10 protein-coding genes are annotated in these 12259 nt (G+C 46.2%); 1 reads left to right on the forward strand and 9 read right to left on the reverse strand.

What is annotated here, in order from left to right:
* Positions 1 to 9: 9 nt before the first annotated feature.
* The 4 genes from G589_RS0104390 to G589_RS0104405 form a co-directional block, all read right to left on the reverse strand.
* Positions 10 to 1425 (reverse strand): ABC transporter substrate-binding protein, encoded by a 1416-nt coding sequence (locus G589_RS0104390; RefSeq protein ID WP_026521235.1) that lies wholly within the window; start codon positions 1423 to 1425, stop codon positions 10 to 12.
* Between the two features lie 99 nt (positions 1426 to 1524).
* The gene (locus tag G589_RS0104395; RefSeq protein ID WP_026521236.1) at positions 1525 to 3210 is read right to left on the reverse strand and encodes a sensor histidine kinase; all 1686 of its coding nucleotides are present in this window, start codon (positions 3208 to 3210) and stop codon (positions 1525 to 1527) included.
* Positions 3210 to 4625 (reverse strand): phosphoglucomutase/phosphomannomutase family protein, encoded by a 1416-nt coding sequence (locus G589_RS0104400; protein ID WP_026521237.1) that lies wholly within the window; start codon positions 4623 to 4625, stop codon positions 3210 to 3212. Before G589_RS0104400 ends, G589_RS0104395 begins: the two co-directional genes overlap by 1 nt.
* Entirely contained in the window at positions 4622 to 7042 is a 2421-nt protein-coding gene (locus tag G589_RS0104405) for a GH36-type glycosyl hydrolase domain-containing protein (RefSeq protein WP_026521238.1), read from the reverse strand. Before G589_RS0104405 ends, G589_RS0104400 begins: the two co-directional genes overlap by 4 nt.
* 256 nt (positions 7043 to 7298) lie before the next feature.
* Here G589_RS0104405 and G589_RS0104410 point away from each other — a divergent pair, with 256 nt between their 5' ends.
* Entirely contained in the window at positions 7299 to 9341 is a 2043-nt protein-coding gene (locus G589_RS0104410) for a HelD family protein (protein WP_026521239.1), read from the forward strand.
* Positions 9342 to 9399: 58 nt separating this feature from the next.
* Here G589_RS0104410 and G589_RS0104415 read toward each other — a convergent pair whose 3' ends face one another.
* From G589_RS0104415 to G589_RS0104435, 5 genes are all read right to left on the reverse strand, one after another.
* Entirely contained in the window at positions 9400 to 10314 is a 915-nt protein-coding gene (locus G589_RS0104415; RefSeq protein ID WP_026521240.1) for a DUF4097 family beta strand repeat-containing protein, read from the reverse strand.
* Positions 10304 to 10903, reverse strand: coding sequence for a DUF1700 domain-containing protein (locus tag G589_RS0104420; RefSeq protein WP_026521241.1), 600 nt, complete (start codon positions 10901 to 10903; stop codon positions 10304 to 10306). Before G589_RS0104420 ends, G589_RS0104415 begins: the two co-directional genes overlap by 11 nt.
* On the reverse strand, positions 10896 to 11213 hold the full coding sequence (locus G589_RS0104425) for a PadR family transcriptional regulator (protein WP_022765129.1): 318 nt from the start codon (positions 11211 to 11213) through the stop codon (positions 10896 to 10898). The genes G589_RS0104420 and G589_RS0104425 overlap by 8 nt, the downstream gene beginning before the upstream one ends.
* 128 nt (positions 11214 to 11341) lie before the next feature.
* On the reverse strand, positions 11342 to 11644 hold the full coding sequence (locus G589_RS0104430; protein WP_035775305.1) for a LiaI-LiaF-like domain-containing protein: 303 nt from the start codon (positions 11642 to 11644) through the stop codon (positions 11342 to 11344).
* Position 11645: 1 nt separating this feature from the next.
* Positions 11646 to 12245: a hypothetical protein gene (locus G589_RS0104435; RefSeq protein WP_026521243.1), complete on the reverse strand. Its 600-nt coding sequence runs from the start codon at positions 12243 to 12245 to the stop codon at positions 11646 to 11648.
* Between the last annotated feature and the right edge of the window lie 14 nt (positions 12246 to 12259).

The raw sequence follows: 12259 nt of genomic DNA on the forward strand, positions 1-12259 counted from the left end.
AGTTCTAAATTACTCTAATGTGTCTTTGTAGACATCAATACCTTCCTGAACTGCATCTGCTGCAGAAACGTTGCCTACTACGATGTCAGGCATTCCATCGAATGTTGATACTCTGCAGTCGCCGTTGAACAGATCCTGTACAGCGCCTGTAAGAGATGTAACACCACTCATCATAGCCATAGCCTTAACCTGAAGTGCATTGAACTGTGTCTCGTCAACAGCGGGAGCATTCTTAAGAGCTGAAGCTGTGTGCTGTGCGAACTGAGGAACTACCTCATCACTTGTCATGTGCTCAACAAAGCTGACTGCTGCTGCCTTCTTGTCGGGATCTTCCCAAGCCTTGGTTGTGATGTAGTAACCCATTGAAAGTCCGCCGATCATATCTGTGGTCTTTCTGTTGCCCTTTCCGGGGAAGTAAGTTACATCAAAGTGGCTGAGCTTGTCAGCGTCGATTGTGCTTGGATCCTCAGGATCTGACTGACATGAACCAACAATACCGCCAACCTTCCATGAACCGTCGAGAAGGAATGCTGCCTTGCCGTCTGTGAACATAGCGAAAGTCTCATCATCTGTTGCTGAAAGAGTGTTATCAGGGAAGAATCCTTTCTCATAAAGGTCCTTGATATCCTCAAGTCCTGCTACCCACTGAGCGCCTGTTGCATCATCTGCTGCGCCGGGGATATCAAGATGGTTGTCAGGTGTCTGCTGATTGAAGATTGCAAACTCCCACCAGTAATGAGGAATGTTTCCAAGAGCTGCTGCGATAGGAGCATATCCTGCATCCTTGATCTTCTGGCAGTCCTCAAGGAACTGATCCCATGTATAGTCTGCGCCGGGCATTGCTACGCCTGCAGCGTCAAGAACTTCTGTGTTTACGAACATTGCTTCCCAGTATCCGTTTACAGGAACTGCGTACTTTTTGCCATCTGCAGGAGATGCTGCGATGAGGTCGTCGTTCATGTTTGATGCATACTCAGGGAACTCTGCTCTGATATCATCGATTGAAACAACCTTGCCTGCATTGACGAAATCATTTGCATCTGCTCCGTTGAAGAAGAACAGAACGTCAGGCTCTGAACCTGTCTCAAAGTCTGTGATGATCCTTGTCTTGAAGGTCTCATCTGAAGTTGCTGAAGTATCACTTACTGTGTTTCCTGTAGCTGCTTCCCAGTCTGCAACAGCATTCTTGTAATTCTGTGCATTGGAATCCTCACCTGCGAAGGTAGTAGTTACAGTGATCTCAACCGGGCCTGAAGCCTCAGTAGTCTCAGCCGGAGCCTCTGCTGCGGGTGCTTCTGCTGCAGGTGCCTCTGTCTGTGCAGGAGCCTCTGCTGCCGGTGCCTCGGGTGCTGTGCTTCCGCAGCCGACCATACCAATAGTCATAACTGCTGTCATGAGCACTGCTGTCAGATTTTTAAGTTTCATACTTTCTCTCCCTTCTGCGCATACCCTTATGCGCATGTGTTACGTTTTTTCTGATTATAGGATAGCAGTGCTATAGCTTTATTCGGATTGCTGAAATTGTCAATTTTTGACAAAAATAGTGCTGATAGTGTTTCCGTTTCCGTCTGTTTCAATAGATAGCCTACTTTCAGAGCCGTATAGCATCTTAAGTCTCCTGTGTACGTTGCGGATACCGATCCTGGTGGAGCGCTCCTCAAGGGGCTTGATATCCATATCGTCAGTCAAAAGCTCTTTTATCTTGGCAACGTCATCATCGCTTGGAACACCCGGGTTTATTATGCGGATCTTCATATCCACCTTCTCACCCTCACAGGTGCCTTCTATCTCCATCCTGACTCTCCTTACACCGTCCTCCGAGTAGCTGTACTCAACTGCATTTTCAATGACAGGCTGAATGATGAGCCTTGGAACCTTCACCTGTAAAAGAGCTTTATCAATGTGCTCTTCGTAGATGAACCTATCCTGGTACCTGCACTTAATTATGTATATATAGGCGTTGACATACTCAAGCTCCTCGGACAGCGCGATCAGTGACTGCCTGTTTCTGTCCATGGTTGCACTCATCATTACAGAGAGCGCTTCGATCATGCTGGATACCTTCTCCTGTCCGTTCATCCTTGCTTCCCAGTTGATGATCTCCAGCGTGTTATTAAGGAAGTGCGGATTTATCTGTGACTGAAGGGCGTGGATGTTGGCATCTCTAAGAGCGATCTCCTCAACGAAGATCTTGTTGAACTGCTCTCCCAGCTTGATGCTCATCTTGTTGAAGTTCTTTGTAAGGTCTGCAATCTCGCCGCTCTGGCCCTTTGGCTGAGCCACCACTTCTCCGTACTCGCCCTCGGCGATCTTCTTGGAAGCCTCGGTGAGGGTGATGATCGGTCTGTTGATCCTTCTGTTAAAGAAGTAGAACAGCAAGAGGATCAGAGGAACCAGGAATACTATCAGTATCATGAAGGTTATGTTGATAGGTCTTTTCTCCAGTCCCACAGCAGTTCCGTCGTAGGATACAGAAAAGGTAAACTCGCCGTCTACGCTCTTTCTGGTACAGGTTACGACGTCAGAGGATGCGCTGTAGTTACCTTCGCTGTAGAGCTTATCGTCTTTAAAAGAGATCTCCATTCCACGATACTCCCAGACGCTCTTTAAGCTCTCGAATACCTCCTGGGGATTGATCTCCATAACAAGGACAGCATATCTCTTAAACCCTCTTCCGATAAGGTTTCTGATCATATATACGTGTCCGTTCATTGCAAAAAACTCTGTCCTGGTATCAAGCTCTTCTGATATGGAAAGAGCTTTTTCCTGCACCTCATCCTTAAAGAACCTGAACCTGGATACGCTTCCTCTTCCCGTAGTATTACCCGTGTAGTAAAGAGTTCCGGGCTCATCGGTAAACATCAGGACCGTTATGTCAAAGCTGGGATCATACTTATAATGCGCAGACAAAAAAGTGGTGACCTGGTTATAGAGTTTTCCCGAATCTCCGCTCTCCTGATACTCTGCCCAGTAGTCACCTATATAGGAAAGATATGATGCATCCTTGGATGAATCAATGCAGTCCAAAAGGCGGAGGATACTGATATCCGCCGCCTTTTCCATAGATGTTGTTATAAGTCTCTGGCTCTGCCTGTCGATTCTTCCGGAAACCACAACAAGAAAAGCCACAACAATGGCAGTAAGAGGCACAAACCATCCCAGTGCCAGCATTCTAAGCATCTGCCATTTAAGAGAATTCTTTCTTTTCATCAGTCACTAAGCCCCAACAGATTTTTGTAAGCGTCACTTGTCTTTTGCGCAAGTGCCTTATCCGGCATCTCGCAGAAAATTCTAAGGAGCGGTTCTGTGCCTGAGAATCTTACACAGACCCATCCCCCATTCTTAAAGTATACCTTACAGCCATCAAGATAGGAAGTCCTCTCCACCTCGCACTCGAAGGTAGGAACCACCTTGTCCTCCATGAGGAGCTTTTGGTACTCAGGCTTTTTCTCGGCCCTGAAGGAGAAGTTCTCCTCAAGCATATAGAAGCGCCCGAACTCTTCCTGGATATCATCGTACATCTCAGATATCTTCTTGCCTGTAACTGCCAGCATCTCAACAAGAAGCGCAGCTGCATATACGCCGTCTTTTCCGTTGATATGTCCTCTTACGGTAAGTCCGCCTGAGGACTCGCCTCCTATGAGGGCATCGGTCTCGGTGATCTTGGCCGAGATGTGCTTAAAACCTACAGGAACTTCATAGCTCTTTTCCCCGAACTTCTCTGCTATCCTGTCGAGCATGTGAGTCGTGCAGAGGTTCCTGACAACCGGTCCGCTCTCGTGTCTGTACTTCACCAGATAGTAATACAGAAGAACCAGGATATCATTGGGAGAAAGATATCTTCCCTTGTCGTCAACAACACCGATCCTGTCGGCATCTCCGTCTGTTGCAATTCCTATGTCACACCTGTTGTCGATAACGCAGGTCTTAAGAGGGCTCATGGCTGCCTCGTTTGGCGCTGGGAGCTTGCCTCCAAAGAGTGTATCGTGACGGCCGTGAATGGTCTCCATCTCGCATCTTGCTGTAAGGAGTATGGTCTTGATCGCTGTCTCACTTACGCCGTACATAGGGTCAAGGGCAACTCTGAGGGATGCCTTCTTGACTGCTTCCACATCAATCCTGTCAAGGATGTTGTCAATGTATTCGTTGATAGGGTAGAACTCTTCAATAAGGCCTGCTGCCTTGGCATCCTCATATTCCATGGAAGGAACAGGGAGAGTCACCTTATCAATATACTCCTCAACCTGCCTTGTCTGCTCCTCATCTGCATCTCTTCCGCCTGCGGTAAAGAGCTTGATGCCGTTGTAAATAGCCGGATTGTGGCTGGCTGTTATCATCATTCCATAGGGAAGATCGTGCTTCATAACATAGAACATAACAAGAGGTGTCGGGCTTGACTTATTGATAAGGCTGGCTTTGATGCCTGCTGCTGCGAACACAACTCCTGCCCACTGCATAGCCTCTTTGGATAAAAACCTTCTGTCGTACCCAAGTACGATTCCTTTATCCGCCACGTTCTCGTCTTTCATCTTGGCTGCCATGGCACTTGCCAGGATCTGAACATTCTCCTTGGTAAAGCCGTCACCTATTACAGCTCTCCATCCGCCTGTTCCGAATTTGATCATCTCTCTTCCCCCTTTAGTCCCATTACTATATCCACTGCGTGCTCTTCACCGCTGCCAAATACAGGGATCTTTGAAGCCTCTCTGCCATCGATGTAGATCTTCTTAACACCTTTTTCTACGTGATCTGAATTGATGACACTGATGTTGTATGTTGCGCCTCTGAAGACTCTGGAAACCTCAAAGCCGTCCCAGCTCTTCGGTATGCACGGGTCAACGACAAGCTCATCAAATCCCGGTCTTATACCAAGCATATAGTGTGTCATTGCAAAGTATGCCCATCCGCCGCTGCCTGTCATAAACGGGTGATGCGCCCTTCCGTAGGTTGTGTGGTCCTTGCCTGAGATGAACTGGCAGTAGGAATATGGCTCTGCCCATCTCTTCTCTATGCTGTCGTTCTGATAATACGGACACAGGCTCTTGTAGTATTCAAAAGCTCTCTCGCCGTTACCCATTCTGCACTCAGCTGACCATACCCATGGATTTGGATGGGAAAAGATACTTCCGTTCTCCTTAAGTCCCGGATAAACCCTGGTGACAAATCCCACCTCATCGTCAGGCTCTGTGTAAACCGGTGCATTGAGCATGATTCCGTAAGGTGTTGCCAGTTTATAGTGGATTGAGTCGAGAGCTCTTTTTGCCTTATCATCATCTGCTGCACCGGAGAGTACTGCCCAGGCATTGGACTCAAGATGGATCTGTCCCTCCTTGTTATCCTTGGTTCCGATCTTTCTTCCGGACTTCGTAAAGCCGCGCAGGTACCAGTCGCCATCCCAGAGGGTGTCGTTGAGGCTCTTTTTAAGATCTGCGATCTTCTCTGAAAGCTCTTTTGCAAAAGCCAGGTCTCCTGTATATGTAGCCGTCTCCTCAAGGCAGATTAGTGCCCTAAAGAGAAGGAATGAAACCAGCGCACTCTCTCCGCCGCCGAGGTTAAGACAGTCGTTCCAGTCAGCGCGAAGTCCCTTACAGATTCCATTATCGCCAACTTCCTTAAGGGAGAAAAGAACTATCTTCTTCATGTGCTCGTATACGCTGCCCGTTCCGCCGTCGGCGTATCCGTACTCTTTACTGAGGAACTCAAAATCTCCCGTCTCCTTGACGTACTCAACTATTGAAGGAACCAGCCAGAGTGCGTCGTCAGAGCATGCATCCGCAAGTCCGTGGACCTTGGATGCACCCTCTGGCTCGGGTATAACGGTGGGAGACTTGAAGGGTTTTTTCTTCTTTTCTTTTTCTTCTTCAGGCAGGAACCAGCGGGGCTCAAAGAGATGGATTCCGTATCCGCTGCTTGTAAGAGCGCGAAGAAGCTCAATTATTCTCTTCTTGCAACCCTCGGGGTTTGAAGCGATGACTGTCATGGCATCCTGAGCCGTATCACGATAGCCAAGACCTGTTCTTCCGCCCACCTCGATGAAGGAAGCAAACCTTGAGAACATTACATTTATCTCTGCCTGATAAAGGGTCCAGGTGTTGATCATTACGTCCACACCCTTCTCAGGACTCTTAACCGCAAAGCGTCTCTGCTTGTTCTGCCAGAAATTCTTAAGGCCTTCATAAGCTGCGTCGAGTTTCTCCGGGGTATTGTACTTTTCCTTTATGGCGCCGGCCTCTTCATATCCGCCCTCTCCGAGGAAATAGATCAGCCTTACCGATTCACCTGGCTTTATCCTCAAGTTCTTTTGAAGAGAAGCACAATGGTTGCCTCCCTTCTCAAATGAACCGGTAAGACTCCCCCTCTCGACCGCTTTTGGGTTGGTCTCTGTGTTATAGATTCCGATGAACTCATCCCTTAGGCACTCAAAGCCGTCGGGCTCAAAGTTTGAAGTAAAGTACTGATATCCCTCCTCCTCATAAAAGAGGTCATAGAGGATGGTTCCTTCCTTGTACTCGCTGCCTGCGCAGTAAAGGCTCATCTGGAAATTCTGATTATCTATGGGAACATGATGATACGAAAATTCTGCATAAGAAAAGACAGAGAGATCTCTTTCCTTATCGCTCTGATTAGTGATCACAACGTCCCAGATAAGGGTATTGTCTCCTATGGGAATGCTGAGCTTCTCGCTTGCCTTAAGCCCCTTGTACTCGCACTCGTAGGTAGTTACGCTCATGCCGTGACGGGTAGTGTACCTTGCCTGATCAAGTGGTTTGCCGACCGGCTGCCAGGAGATGCTGAAGTAATCGCCGTCCTCATTATCTCTTATGTAGATGTAGTCGCCGGGCCTGTCCATGGGAATCGCATTACCACGAAACCTTGTGATCCTGTGGTACTCAGGCGACTTGTAAAAGAGATATCCGCCGGCCGTGTGATTTACAACAGCGCACATATCCTCCACTCCCAGGTAGTTAGTCCAGGATGTGGGAAGGTCAACTCTTTCAATGACGTACTCATTGTTTGCTTCATCAAAGTGTCCGTATCTCATAATTTCCTCCCTTTCTACTTCTGACTATAGTTTAGAAAATCCAGACAAAAATTAAATGCCCCATTTTGGCTTGTTTTTTGTTCAATGCCAAAATTGGACATGGGGGAGTCAGTGGGGACGGTTCTCTTTGACTCGTTTTGCAAAGCAAAATGAGTCAAAGAGAACCGTCCCCACTGACTCCCCATGTCTTGCCAATCTATGTTATACTGAAAAGACAACCTAAGGTTTGTTTTTACATTTACAAGGCAGGTAATTTATGAATAAAGAAGAACTCAAATTGGAACAAGAGCACTTAACCAATACATATAACAAGCTCCTGGATATGAGAAAAGACTTAGAAGACAAAATCGTGTCTTTGGATGAGAAGGCTATGGAGGAAAAGAACGATATCCGCGACAACCTCCGTTTCGACTACGCAGATGACGAGACAGCCTTTGAGACTCTGGGCGAGATTGAGGTCTGGAACAGATATATCGACTCCTACAATGTAGAGGTCAATTCTCTGGGAAAACGTCTTCGTACCATAACCAAGCTTCTGGAGTCACCATATTTTGCAAAGGTCACTCTTCAGTTTGACCCTTCTGAAGAGCCCGAGAGCTACTATATCGGCCGAGCTTCCATCTCAGAGAATCGCTATCAGCAGATGATAATAGACTGGAGATCTCCGATTGCGGAAGTTTACTACAATCAAGAAAACGGTCACACCCACTACACCGTGGATGACAGGGAGATTCCTGTAGATCTTAAGCTCCGCAGACAGTTTGACCTTACCAAGAATAAGCTGAATGCATATTTTGATACTCAGGTTGCAATTGAAGACCCGATGCTTCTTGCATCTCTTTCAGAGACTAGATCTGATAAGATGCAGGCTATAACAGCTACTATTCAGAAGGAGCAGAACACCATCATCAGATATCCGGATGTTCCTGTTCTCCTGGTTGACGGCATCGCAGGAAGTGGCAAGACTTCCGTACTTCTCCAGCGTATTGCATATCTCTTTTACCAAAAGAGAAATACCCTGCGCCCGGATCAGGTATGCCTCATGACACTCAATCCCGTGTTCAGGGATTATATCGACAACGTACTTCCGGACCTTGGCGAGAGCAATCCCGTAACCGTAACCTGGCAGGAATTCCTGACAAGGCTCCATGTGCCTTGTGGAGACACCTCGCAGGATTACACCGATACAGACAGCCTTCAGAAGATAAAGGATGGGCTGCTTAGCCTTGTGCCTGAGGAAGATGATTTCTTTGACGTTAAGCAGAAGGAAAAGCTCGTTCTGTCAAAGAGCGATATTCTCTCAGTTGTAAAGCGCTTTAACCAGTTCCCCATGGGAGTCCGTCTTATTCAGATTGCATCTGATGAGCTTGAGCAGAGAGCCAAGAACTCTCTTCGCAACATGGATAATGATAGCGGTGAAGAGTCAGAGAGCGCTCCGGGATCCGAGAAGGCCGAGGACAATCTTATTGAGAACGACTTCGGCGGAGCACTTAGCAACATCAGGCATTGCAGCTGGGTAAATGTCAAGCACGTAGCCCAGAGGATTCTTAAGAGAGATGGCATAACTGCTGCCGAGTGGCTTTACACCAAGATTCTCCTGACCGGCATCTGCGATAAGAATATGCGCTATGTCATGGTTGATGAGATTCAGGACTACACCATGGCTCAGCTTCAGGTTCTTTTCAAATATTATCCGAATGCACGCTTCATGCTGCTGGGAGATGAGTTCCAGTCAATCCGCAGAGGGACACTGACCTTTGACGCTATTGAAGGATTTGCGAAGAACGAGAATAAGTCTTTTGCCCTGCTGCCTCTTATGACCAGCTACAGATGCTCGCCCGAGATCACGGACAAGTTTGCAGCAATTCTCCCTGATGCCAAGAAGATGCTGGTTTCCTCAGTAAAGCGTCCCGGGGAAAAGACCTTTAGCAAGGCCTTTGACACTGACAAAGAGTACTACGCGGAGCTTAAAAAGCTTATAAAAGATTATTCAGAGATGAAGGGACTTACCGCTGTTATCTGCAGAAATCCTCTCAACATAGAAAAGATCATTTCTGCTCTCGGAAAAGATGCTCCTTCTGAGATAACTCTTCAGGATGCTCTTCCGGAGAGCGGAGCTTTCCTTATTGAACTTGCTCTTGCCAAGGGACTCGAGTTTGACCACGTGATCCTGGCCGACGCTGATGAAGAAAACTATCCAAGCGATGAGATAGGCGACCACTGCCTGTACACTGCAATGTCAAGAGCCACTCAGCACCTGGCAATACTGGCCAAGGGCAAACTGGCTGAGAAAGCATAAAAAAGCCAAACAAAAGGGAGTCAATGAGAACCGTCCCCATTGACTCCCTTACTCATTTTCAGTTTTCAACTACGATATCAATATCTCCGGATCCTGTCCTGATCACACAATTTCCGCCGTTTCCATCACCCGGTACATTCACATCACCGCTGCCGGCCTTAGCATCAAAGGATTTTGCTGTCTTAACAGATCCTGTAATATCTCCGCTTCCTGTCTTGAAGTTCATTCCAAGACTATCACATCTCTTTAAGAAAATATCGCCGCTTCCTGTAGAAGCTTCCATGGATGCTGAAGCGATCACATCTGTCAGGAACAGTTTGCCGCTGCTGGATTTTGCAAAAAAGTCTCTGGAGCATTCAAGATTTTCTACTGAAATATCTCCACTTCCTACAGTGATATTAGCTGATTTACATCTTGATTCCGCAAACCAAAGCTGTCCGCTGCCAAGCTTTGCATTTATCTCATCTGCCTTAACCTTGAAGATATATCCATCTCCGCTTCCCATGGATACGTTAACATCTCTGAAAGTAAATGCATCCTCCATCTTGATGTCTCCGCTTCCGATGTGGGCCTTAAGGTTCTGATATTCATCCTCAGGAAGATAAAGCTGTGAGGTGAAATCGTTGATTGAAAAGAGCCCCTCGAGATTCATAACACGACTATCAAATTTTTCTTCAATCTTCAAAGTCTTGCCACTTACAGAAACATTGAACTTGACATTGTCGTTCTCGCCACAGATAAGATAAGACTTGTTGTTATCGGACTTTTTGATCTCAAGATTCTGATCACCTAAATCTATCTCAATATTTTCAAAATTCTCTGTAATGTCTTTTGTTACTGCTTCGTACTGATCATGTATAACAGATTCCTTAATATCTCCCGCAGCTGCTCTGAATGATGCAGCAGCCATTACAAGTCCTGTAATAAGCAGCATTGATGCTACAATTATCGCCATCTTCTTCTCAACTCTCATCAGATTTACCTCCTACAAACATCTTCTTTATACCAACCGCCATCTTCTTGCTCAAGAACAGCATTCCTCTTGTCACCTGATTAAATCCAAAGAACAGTAATATTCCCAAACCAATCAGCGCCACTCCGCATCCGATAAAGAATGTCATTACCGGAACGCCTCCTGTCTGAATAATTGCTCCGATAACTCCTGCAATTCCGCTTACGAATAACGAAAGGTCTATCACATAAAGCGAAAGAATTATTATCCAGAAGCACAGATACAGCACCAGACAAACAACAATAAATGATAGAAGCAGTGGAAGCCAAACCGGCGCTCCCAGGATCAGCAGAATGATCTCCCATGCTTTGAATGATCTCTTCGGTGTGATCTTCTCTTTTACAATCCTTGTTATCGGAATCTCCTCCAGGATCTTGCCTCTTATCTCTTCTATACTTCCAAGTGCCGCAACCGCTTCCTCTTCAGGCATTCCGTCTTCTATGCGGTCATCGATCATCTCTGTATAAAAGTCCACAGATCTCTTGATATCTTCCTGTGAAAGTCCCATCAGCCCTGCAGAGAGCTGATCTACAAACTCTGTCTTATTCATGCGCATCCTCCCTCGTCACAAATTCATAGATCTTCATCAGTTCCTTCCACTCTTCCTCAAATGCCTTAAGTCTGGAAAGTCCTGCATCCGTTATGTGGTAATACTTCCGTAGCCTTCCGTTATGCTCAGCCGATCTGACCGTTAAGAGCTGCTGATTCTCCAGGCGTCGAAGTATAGGGTAAAGAGTCGACTCCGATATCTCTACGTATGAGCTCATATCCTTGACTATCTGATATCCGTAGGAGTCTTCACTCTTGATGGCAGCCAGAACACATACATCCAAAAGTCCTCGCTTCATTTGATTTTCCATCGCATTACCTCCTGTTACACAATACTATATGTCATATAGTATTATGTGTCAAGCACTATTTTCAAAAAAATAAAAAAGAGTCAGTGAGAACCGTCCCCACTGACTCACTGACTCTATATCTAACTTACTTAAAACATCTGACTGAATGTAAAATGCTGAAACATCAGATCCGCTCCGGCCATGCACATTGCAAAGAAAGCCAGGAAAAACATAAGAACTATGGCCGCCTTATCATAGACAACACTTTCGGGTTTAAGATTTGATGCCAGTACTTCAACGCCAAGCCCTATAAGAATCAAAGGCCACAGTTTAAATATCACATCATAACTTATCACGCTTAAGAACAAGTGAAGTATAAACATAACTCCGAATGCAATGAACGCAAATCCGGTAGTTATGGATCCCACTCTATGGGTTCTTACAGTCTCCATATCACGCCTCCTTTGAATTAAGGCTCTTATCCTCTATCTGAGCAATATCTGCAATAGGCTTTACATCTGCATCAGATGTGGTATCCAGCTCTTTTTTCTTACCTACTACCATCCTGATACCTACAATAACCATAAGGATAGAGATTACCACCTGAGGAATATTGCTCAGTGCTGGATAGATATCATCCCAGTATCCTTCAGGGATCAGGCGATACAGTATGCCTGAGAAATAATCCCAGATAAGGGCTGCACCGATCACGATGAGAGCTGCAGCGATCCATTTCTTGGCAGTCTTACCTGAAACCTTACTGAAGTTAAGGTCTGAGAACTCTTCCCAGATATATTTGTCTGTCATTGCATCAAAGGTCATATCATCCATACCCGCATAATTTCTTGCATGGAAGAATCCATAGAACCACATTACTGCGCAGATCGGCATCAGGAAATCAAGACCTCCGTAAATAACGACCAGTGCGAAGGGCAACAGGAAAAACAGCATCAGGCTAAAGCCGTTTTTCATGAATCCCATGTACATCTCTGCTGCTCCGGGCAGGAATGAAAATATAAATGTAAAAAATCTGTTCTTCTTTTTCTGTTTCATTGTATATACCTCCA

This window comes from Butyrivibrio sp. VCB2001 (genome assembly GCF_000423965.1).
Classification (GTDB): Bacteria; Bacillota; Clostridia; order Lachnospirales; family Lachnospiraceae; genus Butyrivibrio.